27 protein-coding genes and 1 other RNA gene are annotated in these 26,815 nt (G+C 41.5%); 8 read left to right on the top strand and 20 right to left on the bottom strand.

The window, feature by feature from the left end; translation table 11 throughout:
• Positions 1-99 precede the first annotated feature (99 nt).
• Positions 100-543: an Sbal_3080 family lipoprotein gene (locus tag B9T23_RS12470; protein ID WP_086194325.1), complete on the top strand. Its 444-nt coding sequence runs from the start codon at positions 100-102 to the stop codon at positions 541-543.
• A 308-nt stretch (positions 544-851) separates the two neighbouring features.
• On the opposite strand, the gene ssrA is transcribed toward B9T23_RS12470, so the two are convergent.
• Positions 852-1,210, bottom strand: a transfer-messenger RNA (tmRNA) gene (ssrA, locus tag B9T23_RS12465).
• 131 nt (positions 1,211-1,341) lie between these two features.
• Between ssrA and glpK the strand changes: the two genes are divergently transcribed.
• Positions 1,342-2,826 (top strand): glycerol kinase GlpK, encoded by a 1,485-nt coding sequence (gene glpK / locus B9T23_RS12460; protein WP_086194324.1) that lies wholly within the window; start codon positions 1,342-1,344, stop codon positions 2,824-2,826.
• Between the two features lie 73 nt (positions 2,827-2,899).
• On the opposite strand, the gene B9T23_RS12455 is transcribed toward glpK, so the two are convergent.
• The 3 genes from B9T23_RS12455 to B9T23_RS12445 form a co-directional block, all read right to left on the bottom strand.
• Positions 2,900-4,438: a DHA2 family efflux MFS transporter permease subunit gene (locus tag B9T23_RS12455; RefSeq protein ID WP_086194323.1), complete on the bottom strand. Its 1,539-nt coding sequence runs from the start codon at positions 4,436-4,438 to the stop codon at positions 2,900-2,902.
• A gap of 6 nt (positions 4,439-4,444) precedes the next feature.
• Entirely contained in the window at positions 4,445-5,596 is a 1,152-nt protein-coding gene (locus tag B9T23_RS12450) for an HlyD family secretion protein (protein ID WP_086194322.1), read from the bottom strand.
• 288 nt (positions 5,597-5,884) lie between these two features.
• Complete coding sequence (locus tag B9T23_RS12445; protein ID WP_086194321.1) at positions 5,885-6,382, bottom strand: thioesterase family protein; 498 nt, start codon at positions 6,380-6,382, stop codon at positions 5,885-5,887.
• A gap of 106 nt (positions 6,383-6,488) precedes the next feature.
• Here B9T23_RS12445 and hemB point away from each other — a divergent pair, with 106 nt between their 5' ends.
• Positions 6,489-7,502: a porphobilinogen synthase gene (gene hemB, locus B9T23_RS12440; RefSeq protein ID WP_086194320.1), complete on the top strand. Its 1,014-nt coding sequence runs from the start codon at positions 6,489-6,491 to the stop codon at positions 7,500-7,502.
• 18 nt (positions 7,503-7,520) lie between these two features.
• The gene (thiO, locus tag B9T23_RS12435) at positions 7,521-8,642 is read left to right on the top strand and encodes a glycine oxidase ThiO (protein ID WP_086194334.1); all 1,122 of its coding nucleotides are present in this window, start codon (positions 7,521-7,523) and stop codon (positions 8,640-8,642) included.
• On the opposite strand, the gene B9T23_RS12430 is transcribed toward thiO, so the two are convergent.
• The 4 genes from B9T23_RS12430 to B9T23_RS12415 all read right to left on the bottom strand — a co-directional run bounded on the left by B9T23_RS12430 (position 8,628) and on the right by B9T23_RS12415 (position 11,569).
• Entirely contained in the window at positions 8,628-9,536 is a 909-nt protein-coding gene (locus B9T23_RS12430; protein ID WP_086194319.1) for a TIGR01777 family oxidoreductase, read from the bottom strand. The genes thiO and B9T23_RS12430 overlap by 15 nt on opposite strands.
• Positions 9,537-9,606: 70 nt before the next feature.
• Positions 9,607-10,050, bottom strand: a complete 444-nt coding sequence (locus B9T23_RS12425; protein WP_086194318.1) for an ABZJ_00895 family protein — start codon at positions 10,048-10,050, stop codon at positions 9,607-9,609.
• Between the two features lie 400 nt (positions 10,051-10,450).
• A complete protein-coding gene (locus B9T23_RS12420) occupies positions 10,451-11,032 on the bottom strand; it encodes a LysE family translocator (RefSeq protein ID WP_171263102.1) in 582 nt (193 codons plus the stop codon).
• 345 nt (positions 11,033-11,377) lie between these two features.
• Complete coding sequence (locus B9T23_RS12415; protein WP_086194316.1) at positions 11,378-11,569, bottom strand: NF038215 family lipoprotein; 192 nt, start codon at positions 11,567-11,569, stop codon at positions 11,378-11,380.
• Between the two features lie 310 nt (positions 11,570-11,879).
• Here B9T23_RS12415 and B9T23_RS12410 point away from each other — a divergent pair, with 310 nt between their 5' ends.
• Both B9T23_RS12410 and B9T23_RS12405 read left to right on the top strand, forming a co-directional pair.
• Complete coding sequence (locus tag B9T23_RS12410; protein ID WP_086194315.1) at positions 11,880-12,749, top strand: 1-aminocyclopropane-1-carboxylate deaminase/D-cysteine desulfhydrase; 870 nt, start codon at positions 11,880-11,882, stop codon at positions 12,747-12,749.
• Positions 12,750-12,816: 67 nt separating this feature from the next.
• A complete protein-coding gene (locus B9T23_RS12405; RefSeq protein WP_086194314.1) occupies positions 12,817-14,016 on the top strand; it encodes a BaiN/RdsA family NAD(P)/FAD-dependent oxidoreductase in 1,200 nt (399 codons plus the stop codon).
• 22 nt (positions 14,017-14,038) lie between these two features.
• Here the strand turns inward: B9T23_RS12405 and B9T23_RS16800 are convergent, their stop codons facing one another.
• The 7 genes from B9T23_RS16800 to eat all read right to left on the bottom strand — a co-directional run bounded on the left by B9T23_RS16800 (position 14,039) and on the right by eat (position 20,618).
• Positions 14,039-14,194: a hypothetical protein gene (locus B9T23_RS16800; RefSeq protein ID WP_171263096.1), complete on the bottom strand. Its 156-nt coding sequence runs from the start codon at positions 14,192-14,194 to the stop codon at positions 14,039-14,041.
• Between the two features lie 131 nt (positions 14,195-14,325).
• Complete coding sequence (locus tag B9T23_RS12400; RefSeq protein WP_086194313.1) at positions 14,326-14,511, bottom strand: hypothetical protein; 186 nt, start codon at positions 14,509-14,511, stop codon at positions 14,326-14,328.
• Positions 14,512-14,584: 73 nt separating this feature from the next.
• Positions 14,585-16,285 (bottom strand): mechanosensitive ion channel, encoded by a 1,701-nt coding sequence (locus B9T23_RS12395; protein ID WP_086194312.1) that lies wholly within the window; start codon positions 16,283-16,285, stop codon positions 14,585-14,587.
• Positions 16,286-16,527: 242 nt separating this feature from the next.
• Complete coding sequence (locus tag B9T23_RS12390; protein ID WP_086194311.1) at positions 16,528-16,806, bottom strand: hypothetical protein; 279 nt, start codon at positions 16,804-16,806, stop codon at positions 16,528-16,530.
• Positions 16,807-16,928: 122 nt separating this feature from the next.
• Positions 16,929-17,747 carry an ethanolamine ammonia-lyase subunit EutC gene (gene eutC, locus B9T23_RS12385; RefSeq protein WP_086194310.1) on the bottom strand — a complete coding sequence of 273 codons (819 nt, stop codon included), beginning with the start codon at positions 17,745-17,747 and terminating at the stop codon, positions 16,929-16,931.
• Between the two features lie 15 nt (positions 17,748-17,762).
• Positions 17,763-19,148, bottom strand: a complete 1,386-nt coding sequence (locus tag B9T23_RS12380; protein ID WP_086194309.1) for an ethanolamine ammonia-lyase subunit EutB — start codon at positions 19,146-19,148, stop codon at positions 17,763-17,765.
• Between the two features lie 27 nt (positions 19,149-19,175).
• A complete protein-coding gene (gene eat, locus B9T23_RS12375; protein ID WP_086194308.1) occupies positions 19,176-20,618 on the bottom strand; it encodes an ethanolamine permease in 1,443 nt (480 codons plus the stop codon).
• Positions 20,619-20,834: 216 nt separating this feature from the next.
• On the opposite strand from eat, the gene B9T23_RS12370 reads away from it, so the two are divergent.
• The gene (locus tag B9T23_RS12370; RefSeq protein WP_067726608.1) at positions 20,835-21,257 is read left to right on the top strand and encodes a hypothetical protein; all 423 of its coding nucleotides are present in this window, start codon (positions 20,835-20,837) and stop codon (positions 21,255-21,257) included.
• Positions 21,258-21,547: 290 nt separating this feature from the next.
• Here B9T23_RS12370 and B9T23_RS12365 read toward each other — a convergent pair whose 3' ends face one another.
• Complete coding sequence (locus B9T23_RS12365) at positions 21,548-22,309, bottom strand: ferredoxin--NADP reductase (protein WP_086194307.1); 762 nt, start codon at positions 22,307-22,309, stop codon at positions 21,548-21,550.
• A gap of 85 nt (positions 22,310-22,394) precedes the next feature.
• On the opposite strand from B9T23_RS12365, the gene gigC reads away from it, so the two are divergent.
• The gene (gene gigC / locus B9T23_RS12360) at positions 22,395-23,279 is read left to right on the top strand and encodes a LysR family transcriptional regulator GigC (RefSeq protein WP_086194306.1); all 885 of its coding nucleotides are present in this window, start codon (positions 22,395-22,397) and stop codon (positions 23,277-23,279) included.
• 37 nt (positions 23,280-23,316) lie between these two features.
• On the opposite strand, the gene B9T23_RS12355 is transcribed toward gigC, so the two are convergent.
• The 4 genes from B9T23_RS12355 to nuoN form a co-directional block, all read right to left on the bottom strand.
• Entirely contained in the window at positions 23,317-24,054 is a 738-nt protein-coding gene (locus B9T23_RS12355; RefSeq protein WP_086194305.1) for a cold shock domain-containing protein, read from the bottom strand.
• 123 nt (positions 24,055-24,177) lie between these two features.
• A complete protein-coding gene (locus B9T23_RS12350) occupies positions 24,178-24,474 on the bottom strand; it encodes a cold shock domain-containing protein (protein ID WP_067726417.1) in 297 nt (98 codons plus the stop codon).
• 89 nt (positions 24,475-24,563) lie between these two features.
• On the bottom strand, positions 24,564-25,199 hold the full coding sequence (upp, locus tag B9T23_RS12345; RefSeq protein ID WP_086194304.1) for a uracil phosphoribosyltransferase: 636 nt from the start codon (positions 25,197-25,199) through the stop codon (positions 24,564-24,566).
• A 122-nt stretch (positions 25,200-25,321) separates the two neighbouring features.
• Positions 25,322-26,815 (bottom strand): NADH-quinone oxidoreductase subunit NuoN, encoded by a 1,494-nt coding sequence (gene nuoN, locus B9T23_RS12340; RefSeq protein ID WP_086194303.1) that lies wholly within the window; start codon positions 26,813-26,815, stop codon positions 25,322-25,324.

Here is a 26,815-nt window from a genome sequence, read left to right as displayed (position 1 = left end):
AAAGTCCCTCATATACATTTACCGCTCCGAAAACTAATTGAGATTTAGACCAAATGTAATTTATTTTTTATTTTATCAACACTTAAAGAGGGATTTAAAATGAAAAAATTATTAATTATTTTGATGGGTGGATTAGGGGTCGTTGGATGTACTTCGATCCAAGTTAAAAATACAGATGGCTTTCAGCCTCAGGCAGTAAAACAAATATGTATTATTAAAAATCCTAAAGTAATAGTTAATGGATTTGAAGAATCTTTAGTAAGAAGCTTTGCGAGATATAATATTGGTGCGAGAGTTTATCCTGAAAATTCAGACCTAACTCATTGTGAAACTACTATGGATTATACAGCTTTGCGCACTTGGGATGTCGTAACGTACCTTAGTTATGCCAAATTAACATTAATGAAAGATAGCAAAGTGGTTTCAGATGCTGAGTTTAGATTAAAAGGAAATGGTGGTTTCGCATTAAACAAATGGCGTAGCACAGATACTAAGATTGATGAGTTAGTAGATGAGCTTATGGAAGTAAAAAGCAGAAAGTAGTTTACTTTAAATTTGTAAAAAAGCCCCGAGTGGTTTTTTTTAATACCTCAATCACCGATTAAACTAGCAATGAAATGAACTGAGATTAGATAAAAGTCAATCGGCCCATTATCTGCGCTTAATATCTGTTCTTTTCATAACCTTGTACACCCGTCAGTTCAATAAAACGTGCAATATACATGGAAGTGTACACGGTGCATGTACACTATAGCTAGTTATGCTGAGGCATAAAAAAAGGCTTGATTCCTTTAGAATCAAGCCTTTCCACTTTATATTTCGTTAAGTTAAGTCATATAAAGTTAAGTATTTGGTGGAGGTGGCGGGAGTTGAACCCGCGTCCGCCAGCATTACGCTCGAGAATACTACATGCTTAGATATCGTCTATTGTTTTAACTCTTTGTGACCCGACGAACAGGGTACAAATCGCGATCCTCTTAATTTAGTACAAAGCCCCGAGGCTTGACTTTATACGGCCTTGTGTGCGTGCGCTTCAGTCGGTCTCTCTAACCACAAGTATTCGGAGAGGCGGACAAGCTGCCCTTAGGCAGCTAGAGCGTATGATTCGTCGTTTGCGACTAAAAAATGCAAATTTGATTTACGAGAGAAAATGCGCTCTCGGCATGCATCTATGAGTTTCATCACCAGCGTCGAAGCCAGAAACACCCCCAAAGTACAAAGCGATCATAGCATAAATGTTAAAAATTACGACCTCTTTTCTAAACATTTACACAACTAGATGCGCTTAATTACATTATTGCGGTAATATTTTACTTTTCAAGTCGATTAAAAGAAAAAATTATGAGCTACTTACTTGCACTCGATCAGGGGACGACATCTAGTCGTGCGATTATTTTCAACGAACATGGACAAGTGCAGGCAACCGCTCAACTAGAAATCCATATCAAAACACCGCTTTCGGGTTGGGTTGAGCAAGATGCCCAAGAAATCTGGACGACGCAAATTGCTGTGGTGCAACAAGCACTCGCCTCTGCCCGCATTCTTGCCAAAGATATCAAAGCCATTGGGCTGACTAATCAGCGAGAAACTACAGTCGTTTGGGATAAAAGAAATAGTAAGCCCCTCGCCCCTGCTATTATTTGGCAAGATCGCCGCGCAACCGAATGGTGTAGCCAGCTCACACAACAAAATTTGCAGGATAAAATTCAGCATAAAACAGGTTTACGCATAGACCCCTATTTCAGTGCAGGAAAATTGGTTTGGTTACTGGAAAATGTAGAGGGCTTACGTGAACTTGCCGAGCAAGGACATGTGGCTTTTGGTACAGTCGATAGCTGGCTGATGTGGAACTTGACTCAAGGTGCTGAACATGTGATTGAAGCCAGCAATGCTTCACGTACCATGCTGATGAATCTGCAAACTCAAACTTGGGATGAAGAACTGCTTGAGCTATTTAATATCCCCCATTCAGTTTTACCCAAAATCATTTCATCTGATCGCTACGTTGCCGACACCGCCACTGGTTTACTCGGTGCCAATATCCCGATTACCGGAATTTTAGGCGATCAGCAATCGGCCTTGTTTGGTCAATCTTGTTTTGATGTGGGCACTGCGAAAAATACCTACGGTACGGGTTGCTTCATGCTATTTAACACCGGTCATCAAGTTCAATTTAGCCAAAATAAATTACTCAGTACCCTTGCATGGCAATGCCAAGACCAAACCACTTATGCACTGGAAGGCAGCGTGTTTATGGCAGGCGCCATTGTGCAATGGCTGCGTGATGGTTTAGGGATTATTCAAAATAGTAGCGAAGTCGAAAAACTGGCTTGCCAAGTAAATGATACCGACGGCGTTGTTCTGGTACCTGCTTTTACAGGACTTGGTGCACCGCATTGGGACAGCGATGCTCGTGCTCTACTTTGCGGAATGTCCCGGGGAACCAACAAAGCTCATATCGCCCGTGCTGCCTTAGAATCGATTGCTTTTCAGGTATCCGATGTGCTCACGGCGATGCAAGCAGATATTAGCCATCCTTTAAAAGAGCTACGCGTAGATGGGGGGGCAAGTAGAAATAACATGTTGATGCAATTCCAGGCGGATATTCTCAATGTTCCGGTGCTACGTCCTAAAATGCTGGAATCGACTGCATGGGGTGCGGCGGCTATGGCAGGTTTAAAAGCAGGTGTATTTTCCAATCTGTCAGAGATTTCCGAATCTTGGCAGTTAGACCGTGCATTTGAACCAAATATGCAGGCGGATCAGCGTCAAAGCCGTTTGAATCAGTGGCAAATAGCTTTAAAACGGACCCGATCAGATATATAAAATTTAACTGAAATATTCTTTGTCATAAAAAACCGCTGAATTCAGCGGTTTTTTATGTCTTAAAGGATGAGCATTAATGCGCGTGACCACCGCCACCGCCACCCAAACCCAATTTAGGTCTTGGCGCAAGCCAGACAATTAAAGCAGCAAAAACAAAAACCATCGCTAAAATTAAAAACACATGATTGGCAGACAAAGTTAAGGCTTCTTTATCCACCAGACTCGATATATAGCCCAGCGCACCTTCTGAACTCATGCCACTTTGCATCAAGGTATTTTGCACCTCATCCACATGCAGGTTGGAAACCATCTCACTACGTGCAACTTTGGCGTGATCATCCCACAAGGTTACGGCAATGGAAGCACCGATTGCCCCAGCCATGGTACGCAGGAAGTTCATTAAGCCAGCAGCAGATGCCATTTCATGTGGCTGCACCGAAGCCAATGCCATATTGGACAAAGGAATAAAGAAAAATGGCACAGCAAAGCCTTGCAGAATTTGTGGCCATGCCAATGCCATAAAATCAGAATCCGTGGTCCAGAACGCACGCATCAAGGTCACTGCCGCCAAAAGACTTAAACCAAAACTGGCTAAAATGCGTTGGTCATATTTGGTCGCCATCTTGGCCACAATCGGTGACATGAGCAAACTGCCAAAGCCCATGGTCGCAGTTAAATAACCCGCCCAGGTTGCGGTATAACCCAAGTTAATTTGCACCCACTGTGGAATCAGCACAATACTGGAGAAGAATGCACCAAAGGCAAATGCCAAAGATAAAACCGAGAAGGTAAAGCCGCGATATCTAAAAATCTGAATATTGACCACTGGATGCCGTTCGGTGAGTTCCCAAATAATAAACAGAATTAACCCGACTACGGTAATCACGGCCAAGACACAAATAAAGCTACTGTTAAACCAGTCATTTTCATGTCCAAGATCAAGCATCAACTGTAATGCGCCAATCCATAAAATCAGCAAAAACAGCCCAATGGTATCAATTCTGATTTTCGAAATTAAAGTTTCCGCAGGTTTTAATAAACGCAATGCGGCAATCGCACAGAAAATTCCAACTGGAATATTGATAAAGAAAATCCAGTGCCAGGACAAGTTATCACTAATTGAACCACCTAAAATTGGTCCAAGAATCGGTCCAACTACGGTGGTCATTGCCCACATGCCCATGGCTTGTGATTGCTTTTCCGGAGGGAAAATACGCATCAACAAGGTTTGACTGAGCGGCATGATTGGCCCACCAAACAAGCCTTGTCCGATCCGGCAAATCACCAACATTTCCAGACTGCTGGATAATCCACAAAGAACAGAAAAAACCGTAAAGCCAATCAGACTGATGACAAACAGCCGCACCGCACCAAAGCGCCCTGCGAGCCATCCGGTCAGTGGAACACAAATCGCTTCTGCAACCGCATACGAGGTAATCACCCAAGTCCCTTGGGAACTGGAAACTGCCAGACTGCCCGTGATATGCGGCACTGAAACATTGGCAATGGTCATATCCAAAACCACCATAAAGTTGGCCAAAGCCAACACAAAGGCAGCAAGAATCAGGCGTCCCCCTTTCAGGTCGCCAAATGGTACGTAGTTATTATTCATTAGCCACTACTTCGAAGCGAGGTTGATTTTCGCTTCCATCGACAAGCCGACACGTAAAGGATGCTCGGCCAGTTCTTTAGGATCAAGTGCAATACGCACCGGTAAACGCTGAACCACTTTAATCCAGTTACCAGTCGCATTTTGTGCAGGAATTAAGGCAAATGCGGAACCTGTACCACCAGAAAAGCCCACCACTGTGCCGTGAAACTCAACATCATCACCATATAAATCAGAAGTCAGGGTGGCTTTCTGCCCGGCTTGTACTTTTGCCAGTTGGCTTTCTTTAAAGTTGGCATCGACATAGAGTTTATTAATCGGCACCAGCATCATTAAAACAGTACCTGCAGCAACACGTTGTCCAACCTGAATATTGCGACGCGCAATCACACCATCAAACGGCGCTTTAATTTCAGTTCGTTCCAGATCAAGCAACGCCTGTTTCAATTTTGCCTGAGCAATCAGTACATCAGGCGTCGAGGTTTCATTGCTGCCACGAATCAGCGCTTCATTTGCTGCTAAAGTACTTTGTGCGGCTTTTTGACTGGATTGTGCCTGAGCCAAGCCAGCCTTCGCCAAATCTAAACCGGCTTGAGCATTATTCACCGCACTTTGTGCAGTACTCAGTTCTTCTTTCGAAATTGCACCTGAAGCACTGAGTTGCTTACGACGCGCCAAGTCATCTTGTGCTTTATTCAGCTCGGCTTGTGCTTTAGCCACCTGAGCCTCTGCGCTATGAATGCCGTCATCACTGACAAAAACCTGTGAATTTAAAGCGCTGCTATTGGCTTGAGTCTGTTTGTATTGACGTTTTGCTTTCATCAATTCTGCTTGCGCCTGTGCAAGCGCAATTTCTGCATCACGATTGTCCACCCGAACCAAGATATCGCCCTGTTTAACCTGCTGAGTATCACTGACCAGTACCTGCCCGACTTGACCATTCACCATGGAAGTAATCGAGGCGGTTTCTGCACCGACATAGGCATTATCGGTACTCACTGAACGATTTAAAAATAACGCCCAGACTGCATATAAGATCACTGCAATAATAAAGATCAACGCGACCAAGCTTAAGGCTTTCTTGCGTTTTGCTTTTGTAGCAGTGTCGGAAATGTCTGCGTCTGGTTGTGTTTCTGGCAGGGTATTTTGCGCATCTGTCATCGATTATTCCTAAATCCAACAGACTTGGTCACTACACATCATATCTATCGTTCTGATTGAGATGAAACGAACAGCTATGCAAGACAAATCAATGTCATGAAATGGTGTCGATGAGAAAGTCATTTTTTATTTAATATTGCTGCGCATTTTAATGACAAAAAATCATGATGCGATAATAAAAATGTAACTCACCAGTCTTTAAAAATGAATTCGGCACTGAATTTTCATTCAATGCCAAATATTTTTGTTACATCTACTGATGTCTAATTTGCCGACCTTAAGGCAAAGTTAATAGGCATAAGATGCAATTGCAGTGGCAATCGGCTTATCTTCATCATTGACCAAAGTCATCCGCATGGTGCAGCCCTTACGCCCCAAACGTAAGGTTTCAGCGCGGGCAATAAAACATTTTCCACGACCAGGAGCCAAATAATCAACCCGCATATCGACAGTCGCCAAGCGCGTAACTTTTTTAATGGTATCCGGCAGGTCTGCAGCTTCTGTCTTTCGATATAACTCGCCCATCGCAACGATGCCGCCGATACTGTCCAAAATTGTTGCCGCTACACCGCCGTGTAAAATTTGAAAAGCAACATTTCCAATCATAAAAGGCTGCATTTCAATATAGGCTTCAATTTGGCCATCAACGACGCGCATGACCATCTCGTTGTGTTTGAAGTAAGGAGAACTATTGAATGCATGACACAACTGCTTCAGGACAACATCAATATCCACTTTCGAGCCCAAATGAATATTCCCTGTCCAATGTTTATCTGAATTACTCATAATCTGCTCGAATACCTTAATTTGAGAAATAGCTATTAACTTTTGCCCCAAAATTTGATTCTAGGGCTACAATAGCCATAGTTTAATACTGATCATTGAGATTGTTATGACTTATACGTTCAATCGCCCTGCATTTCCTGCTACGCGTATGCGCCGAATTCGAAAAAATGACAAATTACGGTCTATGGTACGTGAAACCCAGTTGACGACCGACCATCTCATTTACCCAGTATTCGTACTTCCGGGGCAAAACCAGACCCAAGATATTCCAAGCATGCCGAATGTTCAGCGACTTTCTGCTGATCTGCTGTTAAAAAAATCAGAACGCTTGCTGGAATTGGGGGTTTCTAAACTCGCTTTATTCCCTGTAACACCGCAAGAAGACAAAAGCTTAACGGCTGAAGCCGCTTGGGACGAAGATGGCTTGGTTCAAAATACCATTCGCCTGTTAAAAAAAGAATTGCCAGAAATGGTGCTGATCACTGACGGTGCACTTGATCCTTATACCACGCACGGTCAAGACGGCATTATTGATGACACCGGTTATGTTTTGAATGATGAAACTGTTGAATGCCTGATTAAACAGGCTTTAAGTCATGCCGAAGCCGGTGCAGATGTGGTTGCACCGAGTGACATGATGGATGGCCGTATTGGCGCGATTCGTACTGCGCTCGAAGCCAATGGTCATATCTATACCAACATCATGGCGTACTCGGCTAAATATGCATCTAGCTTCTACGGTCCTTTCCGTGATGCGGTCGGTTCATCAAGCAACCTTAAAGGTGGCAACAAATACAATTACCAGATGGATATCGGCAACCGTGCTGAAGCATTGCATGAAATTGCACTGGATATTCAGGAAGGTGCAGACATGGTGATTGTGAAACCGGGTATGCCTTATCTCGATATCGTGCGTGAAGTGAAAGATACTTTTGGTGTGCCCACTTTCGTTTATCAAGTCAGCGGTGAATACGCGATGCTGGCCGGTGCCATTCAAAATGGCTGGTTATCGGACGATGTGATTATTGAATCCCTGATGAGTTGCCGCCGTGCCGGTGCTGATGGCATCTGGACTTACTTCGCTGAAGAAGCTGCGCTTAAACTCAAAGACATGAAATAAGGATTAGTGGCACAAGCGATGAATATTGCCATTATCGGAGCAGGCATTAGCGGTCTATTGTCTGCTTTAGAACTTGTGGAACAAGGATGTTCCGTCATCATTTTCGATCAGCAGCAAGCAGGCAAAGCTGCTTCGTGGGCTGGTGGAGGCATCCTTTCTCCAATGTATCCATGGCGCTATCCACGCGCGGTGAATCAACTGGCGCAACACGGTAAACCGTTATATTTAGAATGGAATGAAAAATTAAAACCTGTTACGGGCATTGATTTTGAAATCCATGATACCGGCATGCTGATTTTAGATGAAAGCGATTTTGACATCGGACAACGCTACGCCCAGCAGTTTGATGAACCGATGCAGCAATGCCAACTGCTAAAACAGCCTCAACTCCGGCAGGTCAATCCGCATATTTCGACGCAGTTTAGTCAAGCGCTCTATTTTTCACAGTTGTCTAATGTACGTAATCCACGCCTGCTCAAATCCATCATCAGTTATTTAAAACAGCATCCACGCGTACAGTTCTATGAAAATACCTGGGTCGATCATTTTCATATTCAACAACAGCGTGTGACCTCTATTCAAACCCAATCCGGTCAACAGATTCAGGCCGACCAGATCGTCATTGCAACCGGTGCATGGTCCGCACACTGGTCGCAGCAATTGAATATGACCATTCCAGTTACCCCCGTTCAGGGACAAATGCTGCTATTTAAAACCCCTGAACAGTGGTTGCCGACTATCTGCATGAATAAGGTGATGTACCTGATTCCACGTCAAGACGGGCATGTGGTCTGTGGTTCCAGTATGGATGAGCTGGGTTTTGAACATCGTCCCAATATGCAAACCCAACAGAATATTTACAAAGCCTGTCTGGAGATGGTGCCGGAACTTGAACAGTTTCCGATTGTGAAACAATGGGCAGGACTCAGACCGAGTTCACCTACTGGTGTGCCCTATATCGGAAAAATGCCAGAGCTTGATAATCTATGGGCCAACTTCGGACATTTCCGTAATGGCTTATGTATGGGACCTGCCTCTGCACGATTATTACGACAGCTGATGCTTGAGCAACCCACATGTGTAGATCCTACCGCTTTTAGCACTCAGAGATTAAAATCTGAAGTTTTAACCACCCGCTAAAATATCAGCCAAAGCCAGCTTTAAAGTGGGATATTTAAACTCAAATCCCAGTTCCTGCAGGGCTTTCGGTTGTACATATTGACCGTTCAACACCAGTTGCGATTGTTCACCCAACATCCCCTTTAAAACAAAAGCCGGTAAACAGAATAAAGGTTTACGTTTAAGTTGCTGCGCAGCTGTTTGAGCAAATTGCCCTTGGGTCATTTTTTCTGGACAGACCACATTAAAAATTTGCGTGCTGGTTTCATTTAGCATTAGAAATTCAATTGCCCGCAGTACATCCTGAATATGTACCCACACGACCGGTTGCCGCCCATGTCCAATTCGCCCCCCCAGATTCAGTTTAATCGGCAACAGCATGCGTGGAAGAATGCCTCCATTCTTTGCAAAAACAATACCGAAGCGCACGATTTTAGTGTTCTGTTGCTGAAAACTTAATGCCGCATGTTCCCATAACTGACACAGTTCCGACATAAAAATAGATTGTGGCGCAGACTGTTCGGTACAAACTTCTGACCATTGTTCAGTCGGATCTATACCGTAATAACCCACTGCAGAACCTGAGATAATACGTTTCGGAAAAATCTGTCTTTTTTCTAAATATCGGTACAGCTGATGGGTGATTTCAACCCGACTCTGAATGAGTTGCTGCTTTCGTGTTGCTGTCCAGCGCGCCTGACCAATATTTTCACCAGCAAGGTTAATCACATAATCAATGCGATCGGTTTTAAGCTCATCAAGACTCTGAACCCAGGTGAGATCAGGATGATTAGAAATCTTGTTTTTCTGACGTGTCAGCCCAATCACTGCATAATCACGTGACAATAAATAAGGCAGTAGATGCGAACCAATAAAACCACTTGCACCCGTCACCAGTACGTTTTCTTTTAGCATTCGACCACCTCACTTGAGTATTCTTATCTATAAAATAGAATCATTTTTAATTCAAGCGTACAGCAATTTTTTAGCCAAACATTTTTTTCGCCATACGCTGGGCCTGTTTGCCATAAAACCAATAGGTCAAAATATAAAGTGGGATCGCAATGAGTAAAAACATAATCAGCACCACACTCATAAATTGTGGATTTTTCAAATAGAGAAGAAAATTCTGCCAAACCTCGAGATCGCCTTTGGAAAATATAAAAATCCCCAGCAATAAAAATGCAAGGTTATAGCCCCAGAAAATAAGACTGAACCCTAAAGTTATTTTTTTTCTTTCTTGTTCGCTTGGTGCACGTTGTTGCTGTTTCAAAAATTTATACAGTACTAAAATCATTGCAGTTAGATAAGGAACAATGGTAAGAATACCGCCCAAGCCTGTAGGTAGTAAAGCTGCTAGCACACCGCAGATACAGGTAAAAATAAAACAAAAAAAGAAAAACCATAAAAAATATCGACTTAGTGACACCGCATACCTGCATAAGCAACTTTTAGACTACCAGTATAGAAAAAAATGAGTTTTTTTTCATTTTATTGTCAACCAATCTGTAATCCCCTGCGTTATATAGGGTAAGAAGTTCATAAACCCGTTAATTTGTACCGGCATCCACAATATTTTCGGTGAACTTTTCCTAAAGCAATAAACTTGGTTTCAAGTTTTAGTACGGAACAGCAGCCCAAGCTAAAACTTGCGACAGATTTTTTTTGACCGACGATTTCATCATCACTCGAATCGTCGGTCTTTTATTTTCTACAGTATATTTTTTATCTTAGAGATACATTTGAGAAGTGCTAACTTAACCGAATACCCAATTTATTTTTGAACTATAAGAAGAATAAGATGATCTCACTCATTCCTGATAAGAAAACTATTTCATTCCAAAAATGAGTTTTAAACCAAGCAAAGTCATCACCCCACCTGCAATACGGTCAAATAGTGCTTTGAATCTTAAATAGACTTTTCGTGGACCTTCAGCTGACAAAGCGACCGCCACCAATGAATACCAGCCTGCATCAATAAAAAAACACAGGACCGGCAAAACCACATAAAAATAAGTAGGAATATCTTTGGGTAAAAGTGCCGTAAAAACACTGGCCAAAATAATCGCAATTTTGGGATTGCTCATTTGCGTAATTAAACCCAAACGGTATGCCTGTTTATAACTCATTGGTTGAACTGAAGTATCTGCCGAATCCATTGGCTCTTTGGCATGTTTAATAATTTTAAAAGCTAACCACAACAGATATAAACCACCACAGATTTTTAAAGCCAAATATGCAGATGGCACAGCCAGTAAAACGGCTTGCAACCCCATCACGGCAAGTAAACCAAATATCGCTGCGCCCGTACCTGTACCCAAAGCAGTAAACAGACCATGTTTACGAGAAATCGCAATTGAATTTTTAGCCACATATATAAACGTTGGCCCGGGGCTGATGGCACCCAACATTAAAGCCAAAGTAATTGAGCCTAATATCAATAACGATTCCAATGCTATTTACCTTAAATGATGAGGGAAAATGGGTTGGCCAATTCTACGTGTTTTATATTCTTATTGCCGTAATAATTTTATGTTTCTGCTCGATTCAAAAATCCAATTTTAGACAGATATAAAATACAAATGATGTTTTTATTTAAGCATCATCTACACCACAGTTGGTACATATTGAGCGCGTACCAGACCTTTTTATAAAGTTCATAAGGATTTAAATAGGGTAAACTGTTTGCAAAAATTAAGGCATCTATTCAAATTTCCGCAAATCTGGCGTAGACACCTTAATTTCGTTCCAGTCTCTTACTGTTGAACAACCGGCTTGGTTTCGCGGGCGTTGAGCTGTGAGAGACGATAATCACTGTCATGAACTGGCATACCGCCAATAATCATGGTTCGAACTTCGGTTTTCGGCTTATTATAGTCATCTTTTGCATCACAAGCGGTCAGCAACAATAGCAAGCAAACGGATAAACCCACGGATAGCTTTTTCATCACATATCCTCTTTTTTCATCATTGTTATATTTTCTAGCTTAGCACCAATGTATGTTTTTCGATCATTTTTTTATGTTTTTAATTCAATTATTTAAGATATTTTTACAAATAAGCATAGATCGCAAATCTACATACACAGAAATATCCATTCAAAATTTATTTCAACAAACTGAGTGATAAAAATTGACCGTTTTCACCTTCGCATTCCTGTAGCGATCTCCGTAGCTACACAGTCTTAAGCAAATAATATAACTCTAGATAAAAATATTTTGCGTACAATACAATTGAATATTCAGGGATCGTGATGAAATGTTTGATCAAATTGCACAGTCAGTGGCCTACCAAAAACTTAATCTTGATGTTCCTGTGTCAATCACGGTTAAGCGATTAGATCAAATCCATCCGCAAATTTCCGGCAATAAATTTTTTAAACTGAAATACAACTTTCTTGAAGCCCAAAAACAAGATTTAAATAAAGTTCTCACTTTTGGCGGGGCTTATTCCAATCATATTGCTGCAACAGCATATGCAGCACATTTATTTGGCTTCAAAAGCGTGGGGATTATTCGTGGTGAAGAACTGGCAGCCAAACCATTAAACTCTACTTTAGCCACGGCGCAACAGTTTGGCATGCAACTGCATTTTGTTTCGCGTGAACAGTATCGTTTAAAAAATCAACCCGAATACCTTGCTGAATTAACACAGCAATTTCCTGAACATTTTATTATTCCTGAAGGTGGAACCAATCCACTTGCCATTCAAGGCTGCAAGGAAATTCTAAATAGCGATGACCTGCAAAATTATGATGTGATCTGCTGTGCCGTGGGTACAGGTGGAACCATTTCAGGAATCATTGAAGCAAGTTCAGAGCATCAAAAGATTGTTGGTTTTTCAGCCTTAAAAGGTGATTTCCTGCAACATGATGTAAAGCAATGGACAACGAAGAAAAACTGGCAGATTACCGATGCTTATTGCTGTGGAGGTTATGCCAAAACCACACCTGAACTTTTTCAATTCATGCAGGCTTTTGAAGCCGAGCACAAGATTCCTTTAGAGCAAGTCTATACCGCCAAAATGATGGTCGGTTTGTTTGATTTAATTGAACAAAATTATTTTCCACATGGCTCACGTATCTTGGTGATTCACACGGGCGGCTTGCAAGGTCGCCACACTGGATAAGATCAAGCCTGAAATTAGCAGTAAAATTGTCTATAATGCCCTGCTTTTATCTCCCGTGAGTTGTCCCATGTCTACAAATCAGTACGATGTCATTGTTTTAGGTGCCGGTGCATCAGGTCTGATGTTGGCATATATGGCGGCACAACGTGGTCGTAAAGTCTTGGTGGTTGAAAAAGCCAACAAAGTCGGTAAAAAAATTCTGATGTCTGGTGGTGGTAAATGTAACTTTACCAATCTGTATGTCGAACCTGAAAATTACATTTCACATAATCCGCACTTTGTAATTTCAGCCTTGACTCGTTATACCAATTGGGACTTTATTGGCTTGGTGTGCGAACATGGCATTGAATACGAAGAGCGCAAACACGGTCAGCTGTTTACCTTAAACGGCGCCAAAGAAATTTTAGCCATGTTATTGGCGGAATGCGATAAAACTGGCTTGGTAGATATTAAAACCAGCTGTGAAGTAAAAACTGTTACTCCTGTTGAGGGTCAAGGTTTTCAAGTGGCAACGTCTATGGGTTATTTTCAAGCTGAATCTGTAGTGGTGGCAACCGGTGGTTTATCGGTGCCGACCCTAGGTGGTTCAGGGATTGGTTATGAGATTGCCAAACAGTTCGGACATCATATCCATCCCACTCGTGCAGGTTTGGTGCCTTTTACTTTTTCTGATCAATTCAAAGAAGTTACTACCCGTTTAAGCGGAAATGCAGTAGATGCGACACTCTCCAATGATTTAAACAGTTTTACCGAAGCCCTGCTGTTTACCCATCGCGGTTTAAGTGGGCCAAGTTCACTACAACTCTCCAATTATTGGGATGTCGGTCAGCGCTTTAATATTAACTTCCTGCCTTATATCGACCTGGTTGATTTCTTTAAATCGAAAAAAGCCAGCCAACCAAAAGTCTTACTGCGGACTTTGTTAAATGAGCATCTGCCTAAAAGTGTGGTACTGGAATTACAAAATTTAATCTGGGCTGAATCGGCAGATATGGCGATTGGTAATTTAAGTGATGAAAAGCTTGAACAGATTGCTCAGCGCTTGCATGCTTTTGAAGTTAAACCATCAGGAACTGAAGGTTATCGTACTGCAGAAGTGACTTTAGGTGGTGTGGATACCACAGAAGTTTCATCTAAGACCATGGAAAGTAAAAAGCAAAAAGGCATTTACTTTGTCGGTGAAGTTCTTGATGTATCAGGTCATTTAGGCGGTTTTAATTTTCAATGGGCATGGGCATCTGCACATGCCGCATCGCAATATGTTTAACCAGATACATATTCTAAGCCGATTATTCTAGATAATCGGTATGTAATAAACCAACAGGTTTAGCCTGCTGTAAACGAGCAATTGTGATATCCATTTTCGCAATTGCTTGTGCCTGAGATGAAGATTCAGCAACGTTCAACATAGTCGCAAGTGACTTAAAAATTTTATTTAATAACATCATGATCTCCTTTTATTATTACCATTCATATATCCAGATATGATTCTCAATATTTCATCCACATTAATCTAAATGCTTATATTCTATGAAATAGTTAATTTATAAATAGCATAAAAAACCAAGAAAAACGATCATTTTTTAGCTATTTTTTCATTTTCGTTTTCTTGTGACTTATCTTCTGAATAATCACGCTTTGCCTGTTTATGTGCTTGCTTCGCTCTAGCAAAAACAAATTTATAAGCACTGATAAAGAAACCTGCAGTAATTCCTGCAATCACAATCGGTGCAATAAATTTATTCGGTTCTTTTTTTGACATCATGATCTCCTTTTGAATATGAAATAAAAGACCGACCACATTGATGTGATCGGTCTGCTACAAAACTTATAGGTTATTTAGGGTCATCTTTAGGATGAATATCAACATTTTGTTCAGGTTCGCCTGTTGAACCATACGGGTTATTTAAAGGCTTATGTTCGGGATCGACCTGTAGACCATTATCGGATGGAGTAAGACGCACATCATTGGTTGATGTTGAACTCTCTACGATTGTCGATGGAGGTGGTGCGCTTGAAGATGTTTTCGGAACATCCGGTTGATAATCTGGATTAGGATGTTTTGCTTTCTCTTTGGCTTGATTAATCAAGTCAGTCAATACACGTTCAGCAGGCTGACGACCGCCTAAACCAAAGGCTAGAGCAAATGCAACTGCCACAGCACCCAAAGTTAAACCAAAGGCAAGATTCACGATAGAATCGGCAATACCCATTGCACGTAAGCCCATGGCAATCACTAAGCCCATAATCAGGATACGAACCAAGTTTGCTAACCATCGTGAACTGTTATATTCACCACGTCCAATGACTTTCGCGACCAGATTTGCGAGCCAGAAACCGATCATCAAAATAACAGCGCCGAGTAAAATATTGGCACCGAACTGGATAAACATCGAAATAAGCACACTCACCTGTTCAAAACCAAGGCGGTTTGCTGCTTCAGAAACTGCAAATAACATGGTAAAGAAAACAATCATGTAACCCACAATGCAAGACACTTTAGTGGTGCCTAAAAAGCGTTGTGCATCCATTTTGGCAGGTAATTCATCAACACCTGTTCCAGCCAATACGTCAACCACCAAATTAGCCACGAAACGTGAAACGACATAGGCCAGAATTAGAATCAGACCAGCCGCAATAATATGCGGGATGGCATTCATAATCTCATACAACATCGCAGTCGCGGGTTGTGAAATGGCCTGAATACCTAAGGCTTCAAATGCAATGATGAGGGAAGTAATAATAATGATGGCGAAGACAAATGAACCCAGAACTTTTGGCAAATTAGAATTTTTTAAGAAACCAATTTTTTGTGCCTCATGCTGCAAATTCAGACTGCCAACCAAACCTTCTACAATACCGCGTACAATTTTTGCCAAGATATAACCGACAAAAACAATAACAGCAGCAATAAAAATATTGGGTAAGAATGAAACGACTTCATTCAGCATATTCTGTATCGGGAATAACAGACCGTTGAGACCTAAAATAGACAATACAATCGGCAGGAATAACAATAAAATGAGCCAATAGACAATATCGCTAATATTTTGACTGATTGGACTGACACCGACATCAGCACTCAACTTTTCATCTAGCTTAGTACGGTCAAGCAGTTTTTGCATCCCTACTTTAACCAGATTAGCCACAATCCAGCCAATAAATCCAACCGCAACTGCAGCTAAAAGCTGTGGAATAAACAATAGGAATTGCTGGATCATATTGCTAAATGGACCACTCACACTGGTGAGATTAAGCACATTTAATGCACCTATGACCGCAATAATCATCACTATCCAAAATACGACACGCGATACGATACTTTCAATATTTGAGCGATGCCCAGTTGCACTTGAAAGTTTTTGATTTGTTCCTATTTTTTCTAAAACTTTTTTAACTCCTGCTGCAATAATAAGAGCAAGAATCCAACCAATCAATAAAATAGCAACAGCGGCTAGAATGGGATGGAATTGATTCCAGTAATACATGGCATCAAATTCTCCCCCTCTAGGGCCTCCAGAAAAATATTCATTCATGTTGTATTTCCTCTTGTTATTACTTATTGAAGTCTTACGGCGATGAATCGCTTTATTATCTTGACTAAGCCTATTGAGCGTGAGCCGAACCAAAAATCATCAGGTTAAAAACACATTAGAATTTGCTTATTTTTTATTCAATACAAACCATCACAAATACAACAAAAGCGCACATTAGATTGCACAAAAGCCCTAGTCTTTTCAGACTAGAGCTTTAATAAAAAGAGAGTTTAAGTTTCAAGTTAATAGTCTTTTGCAGTGGCCGTATCTTTATCGGTAGCAACTGCTTCATCACCCGGTGTACCGGTTGTCGTATTATTCGGTGTCGCTGTTTGGGCTGAAGGATTAGGATGTCCAGGAGGGGCATCTTTAGGATCTGGTTTGGTATCCGCAAACATGTAAGCGAGTAATGCAATAAAGAAAACACCCACAAGAATTAAAATATAAACAGGCAAACGTTTCTTCTGCGATTTTTCTTCTGGAGTGATTACATGAGGCGGTTTATTGAAATCATGTGTCATATTCCTATCCCCTCTTTTTTGTCATGTCCGTATTTTTATATTAGCAATACTTGTTGCTCTGTTATGTGTAGAAGCATAGTGACATGGTGAATACATGTAAATTTCACTTAAGCAGCTTAAGTTTAAAAAATCCATTTTAAATTGGTTGGAGCGACTGACTCCACAACCATCTCATGTTCATCTTTCAGTTTGACACCAGAAATTTGCAATTGTCGTGATTTTCTCATCAGTGCCATTAAACGCTGAATGGCGATTTGTTCAGACAACCCAGCAGGACGAACATTGGAAATACAATTACGCATGGCATCATGGCAACCTTTATAGGCATTCCAAGTGTAGTAAATCCCCATACTGTCGGGTGAACTCAGACCTGGGCGTTCACCGATCAGCATCACCAATATTTTGGCGTTTAGAATCTGCGCGACTTCATCACCCAATGCCACACGACTTCCCGTTGCAATGACCAGAGGTGCGATAGACCAACCTTCATTGATGCAAGACTGGTGTAATTCTGCAATAAAATGTGGCGCATTATCTTCAATGGCACGTGCAGATAAACCATCACCCGTCACAATCACCACATCATATTCAGTTTGATGTTGCTGTTGATATTGTTTTAATAATTGTCTGGATGCTTCCGACAGTTCCCGACCTAAATCTGGGCGTTTTAAATAAAGATCTTTATCTTCTGCACAACTGGAAATCTGCAAAATATCGATGTTCGGTTTCACCAATTGTTCTACTAATGCCTGAACATCAAGAACTTTTAAAACTGCATCTTTGGCCTGCGCATGTGCCAGTTGAAATTCCAATGAAGGCTTGGTCGGTTGACTGCCACCAACGCGTCCCAAGGCAATTCGGGCATCGGTAAACTGTTTCAGTTGTTCCCAGGCATTTTGCGTAAGTTCTGGTTGAAATTGAATATCGTATTGAACTTTCATTCTTAAACCCTCGACTCATGACAGGATTAAATGGGAAAACTTTTCTGGAAGTTGGCTTGGCCATTGCAGTTGTGAGGACTGCTGTTTTAAAATTCCCTGTTGTTCAAGCCAAGCTGAAAACTCGGGGGCAGGTTGCAAACCTAATAACTGGCGAATGTATAAAGCATCATGAAAAGAGGTGGTTTGATAATTCAGCATCACATCATCTGAACCGGGAATACCCATAATAAAATTAATGCCGGCATTGGCCAGCAAAGTTAACAGCACATCCATATCATCCTGATCGGCATCGGCATGGTTGGTATAGCAAATATCACAGCCCATCGGCAGACCCAGTAATTTCCCACAGAAATGATCTTCCAGTCCTGCCCGAATAATCTGTTTGCCGTTATACAAGTATTCAGGCCCAATAAAACCAACCACGGTATTAATCAAAAAAGGATGATATTTCCGAGCCACGGCATAGGCACGGGCTTCCATCGTTTGTTGATCCACCCCGTGATGAGCATTACTGGATAAGGCACTGCCCTGTCCCGTTTCAAAATACATCACATTCTGTCCCAGTGTGCCGCGTTTTAGACTTAAAGCGGCTTCATAACCCTCCTGTAACAGGCTCAAGTCAATTCCAAAAGCGCTATTGGCGGCTTGTGAACCCGCAATCGACTGGAACATTAAATCGACTGGAATATTTTTATTGGCCAACTCTATACCTGAACTGACATGGGTCAAGACACAAGACTGGGTCGGAATCTCATATTCATGAATAATATGATCCAGTAATTTCAACAGTTCTGAAAGATTTTGAAGATTATCCGTAGCTGGATTAATGCCAATCACGGCATCACCATTGCCGTACATCAGCCCGTCTAGGATACTAGCGGAAATACCGAGTAAATCATCGGTAGGATGATTCGGTTGTAATCGGGTTGATAATCGCCCTTCCAAACCAATGGTGTTACGAAACTGGGTGATGACCCTGCATTTTTTGGCGACCAGAATTAAATCCTGATTGCGCATAATCTTGCTCACTGCAGCCACCATTTCTGGTGTCAGACCAGCTTGTAAATGCTGTAATTTTTCTGTGGTTGCACCCTCACTCAGCAGCCAGTTGCGAAAGTCCCCCACAGTAAAATGCGAAATTGGATAAAAAACCAAGGCATCATGTTCATCAACAATTAAACGGGTCACTTCATCTTGATCATAATCAATCAAAGCTTCTTGCAAAAATTGCTTGAGCGGAACATCCGCCAGACACATCTGTGCTGCGACACGTTCTGTTGCATCTTGCGCTGCAATTCTAGCCAACTGGTCACCTGAGCGTTCCGGTGTAGCTTTTGCCATTAAAGTTTTTAAATCCGCAAAAACATAATGATGATGGGCAACATTGATTTGATACAGCATGATGCATTGCTCCTGATTCTATAATTATTATTTCAGTTCCTGTTCCGCGGCCTGAATATTGGCAAACTCTTCTTCTGGCGTTCCGGCAACCAATTGATTTCTGCTATATAAGAAGAAATAAACAATAAATGCTGCATAAATTACTGCCGCCATCAGCCACACTTTTGGGTCAACCACAAAGCCTGCCACGACCGCAATGGCTGCCAGAATCAAAGCAATCGATGCGGTGATGATCCCGCCCGGTGCTTTATACGGACGCGGCATATCCGGTTTTGAAGTTTTCAGTTTAATGTATGCCATCATCATCAGCACATAAGAAATGGTTGCACCAAAAACAGCCATCAAAATAAGCAGATCGCCTTCTCCGGTTAAAGACAGCATAAAACCAATAATACCCGGAATGATAATCGCCCAATGCGGAGCATGGTTGTTATTTGTTAAAGAGAGTTTTTTCGGTAAATAACCGGCACGTGACAGCGCGAAAACTTGACGAGAGTAGGCATAAATAATAGAAAAGAAACTTGCAATTAACCCGGCCAAACCGACAAAATTAACAAAACCTGCAAGCCAGGTATTTTCACCATAAACAGCTTTTAAAGCATCAACCAGTGGTGCACCTGAATTTTTCAAAGTATCTGCACCCGCTGCACCAGTCCCTAAAACCAAAATACTCAATGCAAAAATGGCAAGGATGACCATGGAACCAATTAAGCCACGCGGTAAGGATTTATGTGGTTCTTTGGCTTCTTCAGCGGCTAAAGGTACGCCTTCTACTGCAAGGAAAAACCAAATTGCGTATGGTACTGCTGCCCAAATACCTAAATATCCTAATGGTAACAATGAGCTGGAACCGACTGCCTCAGTATTTACTGCAATGTTGAATAAATTTTCACTATTGAAATGTGGCGCCATGGCGAAAATAAACACCAATAAGGCGACAGCGGCAACGGCGGTAATCATAAAAATGATTTTTAATGCTTCACCTGCACCTTTTAAATGCATTCCCATAAACAATAAATAACAAACCAGATAAATAACCCAGCCACCAATGCCAAATAGCGACTCGCAATAAGCGCCAATGAAACAGGCAATCGCTGCAGGGGCAATGGCATATTCAATAAGAATCGCAGTTCCTGTGAGATAGCCGCCTAAGGGACCAAATGCAGTACGTGCAAAACTGTAACCACCACCAGCTGTAGGCAACATAGTTGACATTTCCGACATCGCCAGACACATGCAAAGGTACATAACAGCCACGATCACCGTGGCAATGAACATGCCACCCCAGCCACCTTGAGCCAGACCGAAATTCCAACCGGCAAAGTCACCCGAAATCACATAAGCCACACCCAGACCGACCAACAACAACCAGCCGACTGCACCTTTTTTTAATTGTCTTTGGGCAAAGTATTCTTCTGCTGTATTTCCCGCTATCGGGGTATTCTCGATGACATCTTTAACCTCTGACATACGCACCTCTTATTTTATTTAATCAATAAGAGCGTTATGCATAAGCCATACCAATTTTTAAACTTTGGTAAAAAGCGGTTTAAGCAACTGGAGTATGAAAATAAGTGCAGCGGATTTTTATCTTTAATCTTGAATGAAGATGAATCTGGCTTTAGGTGCTGAAACAGCTAAAATGAGCTATAATTATGCACCTTTTTTTTCATGCTGCTTAACTTTATGGCGTATCGACAGCAATCTGTAACGCTTGATCTGGACACTGATGTCACTCATCAATGTAGCTTGCATTACACTCGTGATGAACATCTCATTGGGATTATTGAATTTAATAAACCCAGTTACGTGCTTAAATGGGGTGATCTAGAGTATTTTCGTCGTCGTACAGAAGAGCTTTCAGTGATGCCTTTCCCTGAATGCATTAACGCGATGGTGATTGATATTCGTAATATCGCACCTTTTTTAGACAATGAAGTGCCGATCATTCCTTGGCGTTTATTGGAAGAAGAATGCCCAATTCGTTTGGTGGTTCCACAAGATCGTCTTGAACATTATTCTGGTCTGTTTGAACCGACCTGGCTGACTTCGGACGTTGAAACCGCGATTCAAGAAATTCGTGAATATATCGATATGTTTGTACATTAATGATAATTATTAGATTTGATTTATATATCCCTCTTTAATGAGGGATTTTTTATGCTTGGTCTTCCCTGAGGAGGGATTTGGGGAGGATTTCCAAGTTCCCTATCCTTATAGGAGATGAGGAATATATTCCGCAAGAAAGAGGTCTATTAAATCTATATCCCCTTACGTAAAAGTATTGCTCACCTTTAAAAAGAAGAAAGAAAAATAATCTCTTTTCTGAGCTGTACTCCTAAGTACCCCTCACCCCAACCCTCCCCCTCAGGGAGAGGGAGTAAAATCATTTACCTACTCTACCAATAATTTTCGACTGCAATATTACCTTCACCGCGGCGATTCATCGTCAACCCACGTGCCTTTAATGCTTCTTTGGTGTCTTCTACCATTTGTGGGTTACCGCAGAGCATGACGTGACTGGTTTCAACATTAAATTGTACACCTGCCGCTTTTTCTAATTCACCATTTTCGATCAGTACAGGCAAGCGGTCATGTAACGCTGCTTTTGGATCACGGGTGATAATCGGGATAAATTTAAAGCCGCTATGCCCTTCGCCAAAAGTTTCTGCAATTTCCTGAATACGCTCTACATAAGCCAGTTCAGCTTCGGTTCGTACACTATAAACCAGATTAATCTTTTGATATTTAGACCATGTGTCGAAATCTTGCAGCATGGATAAAAATGGTGCCAAGCCTGTGCCCGTAGCGAGTAGCCACAAATCATTCGGTAACGGAAGCTGATAACGTGCCAGCGTTAAGAAACCATACGGTATTTTTTCCAAGTACAATCCATCGCCGACTTGCAGATGTTGCAAATTCGAAGTGAAGGCACCCTCTGGAACCACAATTGAAAAGAATTCCAAGATTTCATCAAAAGGTGATGACACCACAGAATAAGCCCGAACCACCAGCTCATCTCCCACTTTTAAACCAATACGCGCGAATTGCCCTGCGGTAAATTTAAAATGCGCAGGTCGTGTCATGGTAAAACTGAATAAGGTATTGGTCCAACGGTGTACAGATAAGACTTTTTCTAAGCTAAATTTTTCAATTGACATGATTTCAACGTGGCATGAAAGACTGCGCTCATGGTAGCATGACAACATAATTTATTAATATTTTTTAAATGTTAAGGCTCTATTCATGCGCATGACTTTACGCCAGTTGGCTGTTTTTGTAGCAGTCGCCCAAGAAGGCACAGTAACCAAAGCCAGTGATGCCGTAAAACTCACCCAAAGTGCTGCAAGTATGGCTTTAGCGGACTTAGAAGATGGCCTAGGCGCTCCGCTGTTTGACCGTTTGGGTAAACGCTTGCAATTAAATGATTTAGGTCGTTATCTCTTGCCACAAGCCTTAGAAATTTTAGGTCGTTGTGATGCTTTTGAGCAAGCAGCAAAAGGCGAACTACAAAGTATCGACTTGCGCTTAGGGGCAACGCTGACCATTAGTGATTATCTGATTCCAGACCTGATGGCAGATTTCCTTCAAATTCAGCCACAAGCGCATTTACAACTTCAAGTCGGCAATACCCGCCAGATGATTGAAGCTGTGAATCAGTTCCAGCTTGATCTTGCACTGATTGAAGGTTCATGTCACCTACCACAGTTGCAATGTATCCATTGGCGTGATGACGAACTTGCGGTGTGCTGTTCACCAAATCATCCGCTGGCGCAGCTTGAACGCGCATTAACCCCTGCTGATTTTGAAGTGGCAGGTGTAGAATGGATTTTACGTGAAGAAGGTTCAGGTACCCGTGAAGTCTTTGATAACGCGATTTTAAAAGATTTACCTGATGCCAATATCCGTTTAACCCTCGGTCATAATGAAGCAATTCTTAAAATTGTGGCTGGCGGTATTGGGATGTCATGTATTTCTAAACTGGCGATTGAACCTTTACTGGAAAAAGGTCAGTTGGTCATTTTAGAAACTCCATTCTGGCAACTTACTCGTCCATTGTTCATGTTGGTACATCGTCAAAAGTACCAAGGTCCGGGTTTAAAAGCATTTATGAAATTCTGCGAAGAATAAAATTTCGATTTTAAAAAGCGCCAAATGGCGCTTTTTTTTATTTTCCAAATTGGCGCTCACATGGAACACCATCGCGATTTCCATCCATTTCGGTGCCCGGACAATTTCTAATAAAGAAGACTGCTTCTTCATAAGAACGCATTTGTGAACAATGAGTACGTCCATCACACTTAAATTGTGAAGACTGCTGATGTTGCACACCATTTTGTTTATCAATACTGGCACTGACTTTTTCTGAACGTGGTTTATTAGTCGAATATGTTTGATCTTCCAGATTACGCTGCCCCTGTTCAGACAGTACCTCTTCCGGCAAATCCCCCAAAGCTTCTCGCTGCTGTTCCACAATTTGTGCCTGTTGTTCAATCAATTGTTGTGCTTTCAATTGTTGGGCGTGTCTATAATCTTGATATTTGTTATAAACCAACACTGCCAGCACAGCGATAACGATTAGCCCAACAATCGTGAAAATACCACCTTTAGAGCTACGTTTATTAAAACGTGGCGAAGCATTGTGATTCGCATAAGAACGTTGTGGTGGATGTGCTTCTAAATCTGCTGTGTTCTGCTTTAAATCTAAACGAACAATCTGATCAGCTTTTAATTTGCCGTTATCTTCGACAATACGAAACTTTAAATTTTCCCCTATTTTAGGTTCGACACTTTTATTGGGAAAATCCTTGATATGAAAAAATAAATCTTTCGACTCCCCATCAATTGTAATAAATCCAAAGCCACGCTCAGTAATGTAGCTTTTAATTTTCCCCTCAGTAAACATTTCAATCTCTTATTGTTTAAATCTTATGCAGGTAATTGTAATAAAAAAAGCGCCTAAATGGCGCTTTTTAATGAGCATTTTAATCATCTAAATAAAACAATTATATGACGAAAATTTATTCAATCAACGTTTGAAGTTTGATAACAACGCTGTTGAAATGGCTTCATTGTGTTCCAATATTTTTTTCTGTTTGGTTTTGGCTGGATTTGGATCAACACGCTCAATACGTGTTGCTTTCATCTTCTCGCCATTTTCTTCAAGCACAAATTTTACTTTTTCATTGCGTTTTGGCTCAACCTCTGTGGCTGTGGCAAAATCTGAGATATGGAAAAATATATCTTCGCCTGCCATTGAAATAAAACCGAATCCTTTTTCAGGATTGTATTTGAATACTTTGCCGAATCTATATTCTAATTTCATGAACTTTACTCTAATCTGTAAACGCTATTACTACAGTATATAAAAAAAGAGGCGTAAAGCCTCTATTTTTGATCTTTTAAAAAGATCAATTAATCTTTTTGTACAGAACCAAAGATTTTATCGCCAGCATCGCCAAGACCGGGAACGATATAACCATTTTCATTCAAACCATCATCAATGGATGCGGTAAAGATAATGACATCAGGATGAGCCGCTTGAACACGTTTAATCCCTTCCGGTGCAGCAACCAAGACCATGACACGAATATCTTTACAGCCACTTGCTTTCAATACATCAATAGCAGCAACCAGTGATGAACCTGTCGCTAACATTGGATCAATAATCATCGCAAGACGGTTTTGCACATCTGGTACCAATTTTTTGTAGTAAGTACGTGCTTCTAAAGTTTTTTCATCACGTTCTAAACCAAGAACCGATACTTTTGCACTTGGAATAAGATTTAAGAAACCATCTAACATGCCAATACCGGCACGTAAAATTGGCACAACGGTAATTTTTTTACCGACAATACGATCTACCGTTACTTTACCGTTCCAGCCATCAATTTCATGGTCACATACCGGCAAATCTTTGGTTGCTTCATAAGTCAGAAGCATGGTGACTTCTTGTGCTAATTCGCGGAAATTTTTTGTACTAATGTCTGCACGGCGTAGCAAACCAAGTTTATGTCGAATGAGCGGATGACGGATTTCATGAATAGCCACGGGAGAACACCTAAAAGATGAGATAAAATTACTTCTATTATAAATGTTTTTTATAGCTCTTATAAACCAAAAAGCCCCCTAACTTAGGAGGCTTTTTGGTTAAAATTAATCGTTTTTTTAGATTACTGCTGAGAAAGCATGAAATGCAGTGGAGATAAAATCTCTGCTTGAAGCGCTAACTTGATGATTGGGTCTGGGTAAATACCAATAACCAATACAGCCAATGCAGCAGCAAGCACCATAATACCACCCACTTTTTGACCCCAATGTTTATCAGCATCAATACGTGGCGTATCTGGCGGAGTCATGTACATCACCACCATCACACGGAGGTAGTAATACAAACCAATACCAGAACCAACGATGATCATTGCAGCAAGGAACCAATGTTGCGTTGTTACCGCAGCCATTACTACCAAGAACTTACCAATGAAGCCCGCAGTCAGTGGAATACCGGCAAGAGATAACATCATGACAGTTAAAGTTGCTGTCAGGATTGGACGACGCCAGAACAAACCACGGTAATCCGCCAGACTTTCTGCTTCATTGTCATTGTTGTACGGGCTCGACATTAACGCGACCACACCGAACGCACCAATCGTTGTCAACACATAAGTGATCACATAAACCGTTACGTTGCCAAGGCTTGCGTAAGTCATGCTGATTAAACCAATCAACAAATAACCAAAGTGTGCAATTGAAGAGTAACCCAAGATACGTTTCAAGTTGACTTGACGTACCGCAAGGAAGTTACCCACCAAGATTGAAAGCACCGCAATAATCGTGATGATGGTTACGATTGAATCAATCAGGATTGCGCCTGAAGAAAGTAAATAACGTACAAACAAACCGATGGTTGCAACTTTCGCAACAGTCGCAAGGAATGTTGCGATTGGCGCTGGTGCACCTGCATAAACGTCTGGCGTCCATTTGTGGAACGGAGCAAGAGACAATTTAAATGCAACAGCACAGATGATTAAGCCTAAACCTAAAATCACCATCGGTTGCTGGATCGCTTGCATTAACGCTTGAACATTGTCATAGAAAGACAATGAACCGGTATACGCATAGATATATGCCATACCCATCAACAACATTGCAGAAGCAGTTGCTGAAAGAACCAGGTATTTGATACCTGCTTCTAAAGAGCGTGAGCGTTGATGCGTGTATGCCAACAGACCGTATACAGGAATCGACATCAGCTCAAGGCTAATGAAGAAAGATGCATAGTGAGAGCTTGCAACCATGAGCATTGCACCCGCAACCGAGCACAACATCAAGATATACAGTTCTTCACGGTTATCTTTGTAGTTTTCAATATAAGCGTGTGACAAGGTACAGCAAGCAAGCGCCGCAACAATAATCACCAGTTGATAAAGCATGCTAAATGGATCAACCATAAACATGCCCATCACGTTCGATGGTGCAAATGCCCCACCAAACATAGCGAATAGGATATATACCAAAGCAAGGTTTAAGCCCACTACAGATGCTGTTGCAATTAAATTATGGTTACGTTTAATTGCAATAAGAAGCATCACAACGATCGCAGTTAAAGCCACGATCATCACAGGAGCTAATGGCATAAGCTCAGAAAATGACATTGTGAAGTTCAT

Source organism: Acinetobacter terrae (genome assembly GCF_002135195.1).
GTDB classification, from domain to species: Bacteria; Pseudomonadota; Gammaproteobacteria; order Pseudomonadales; family Moraxellaceae; genus Acinetobacter; species Acinetobacter terrae.
Note: the sequence above shows the minus strand (reverse complement) of the source record. Positions and strands in the feature narration are given on the sequence as shown.

Excerpts from the sequence above, each read along its gene's own strand:
- hemB (WP_086194320.1), top strand. The coding sequence starts at position 6,489 with ATGACTTATACGTTCAATCGCCCTGCATTTCCTGCTACGCGTATGCGC.
- B9T23_RS16800 (WP_171263096.1), bottom strand. The coding sequence starts at position 14,194 with ATGTTATTAAATAAAATTTTTAAGTCACTTGCGACTATGTTGAACGTT.
- glpK (WP_086194324.1), top strand. The coding sequence starts at position 1,342 with ATGAGCTACTTACTTGCACTCGATCAGGGGACGACATCTAGTCGTGCG.
- B9T23_RS12415 (WP_086194316.1), bottom strand. The coding sequence starts at position 11,569 with ATGAAAAAGCTATCCGTGGGTTTATCCGTTTGCTTGCTATTGTTGCTG.
- B9T23_RS12350 (WP_067726417.1), bottom strand. The coding sequence starts at position 24,474 with ATGAAATTAGAATATAGATTCGGCAAAGTATTCAAATACAATCCTGAA.
- B9T23_RS12470 (WP_086194325.1), top strand. The coding sequence starts at position 100 with ATGAAAAAATTATTAATTATTTTGATGGGTGGATTAGGGGTCGTTGGA.
- eutC (WP_086194310.1), bottom strand. The coding sequence starts at position 17,747 with ATGAAAGTTCAATACGATATTCAATTTCAACCAGAACTTACGCAAAAT.
- B9T23_RS12365 (WP_086194307.1), bottom strand. The coding sequence starts at position 22,309 with ATGTCAATTGAAAAATTTAGCTTAGAAAAAGTCTTATCTGTACACCGT.
- B9T23_RS12400 (WP_086194313.1), bottom strand. The coding sequence starts at position 14,511 with ATGTCAAAAAAAGAACCGAATAAATTTATTGCACCGATTGTGATTGCA.
- B9T23_RS12355 (WP_086194305.1), bottom strand. The coding sequence starts at position 24,054 with ATGTTTACTGAGGGGAAAATTAAAAGCTACATTACTGAGCGTGGCTTT.
- B9T23_RS12445 (WP_086194321.1), bottom strand. The coding sequence starts at position 6,382 with ATGAGTAATTCAGATAAACATTGGACAGGGAATATTCATTTGGGCTCG.
- B9T23_RS12430 (WP_086194319.1), bottom strand. The coding sequence starts at position 9,536 with ATGCTAAAAGAAAACGTACTGGTGACGGGTGCAAGTGGTTTTATTGGT.
- B9T23_RS12370 (WP_067726608.1), top strand. The coding sequence starts at position 20,835 with ATGGCGTATCGACAGCAATCTGTAACGCTTGATCTGGACACTGATGTC.
- gigC (WP_086194306.1), top strand. The coding sequence starts at position 22,395 with ATGCGCATGACTTTACGCCAGTTGGCTGTTTTTGTAGCAGTCGCCCAA.
- B9T23_RS12450 (WP_086194322.1), bottom strand. The coding sequence starts at position 5,596 with ATGACAGATGCGCAAAATACCCTGCCAGAAACACAACCAGACGCAGAC.
- thiO (WP_086194334.1), top strand. The coding sequence starts at position 7,521 with ATGAATATTGCCATTATCGGAGCAGGCATTAGCGGTCTATTGTCTGCT.
- eat (WP_086194308.1), bottom strand. The coding sequence starts at position 20,618 with ATGTCAGAGGTTAAAGATGTCATCGAGAATACCCCGATAGCGGGAAAT.
- B9T23_RS12390 (WP_086194311.1), bottom strand. The coding sequence starts at position 16,806 with ATGACACATGATTTCAATAAACCGCCTCATGTAATCACTCCAGAAGAA.
- B9T23_RS12420 (WP_171263102.1), bottom strand. The coding sequence starts at position 11,032 with ATGTTGGGTGCCATCAGCCCCGGGCCAACGTTTATATATGTGGCTAAA.
- B9T23_RS12455 (WP_086194323.1), bottom strand. The coding sequence starts at position 4,438 with ATGAATAATAACTACGTACCATTTGGCGACCTGAAAGGGGGACGCCTG.
- B9T23_RS12395 (WP_086194312.1), bottom strand. The coding sequence starts at position 16,285 with ATGAATGAATATTTTTCTGGAGGCCCTAGAGGGGGAGAATTTGATGCC.
- nuoN (WP_086194303.1), bottom strand. The coding sequence starts at position 26,815 with ATGAACTTCACAATGTCATTTTCTGAGCTTATGCCATTAGCTCCTGTG.
- B9T23_RS12410 (WP_086194315.1), top strand. The coding sequence starts at position 11,880 with ATGTTTGATCAAATTGCACAGTCAGTGGCCTACCAAAAACTTAATCTT.
- B9T23_RS12380 (WP_086194309.1), bottom strand. The coding sequence starts at position 19,148 with ATGCTGTATCAAATCAATGTTGCCCATCATCATTATGTTTTTGCGGAT.
- B9T23_RS12405 (WP_086194314.1), top strand. The coding sequence starts at position 12,817 with ATGTCTACAAATCAGTACGATGTCATTGTTTTAGGTGCCGGTGCATCA.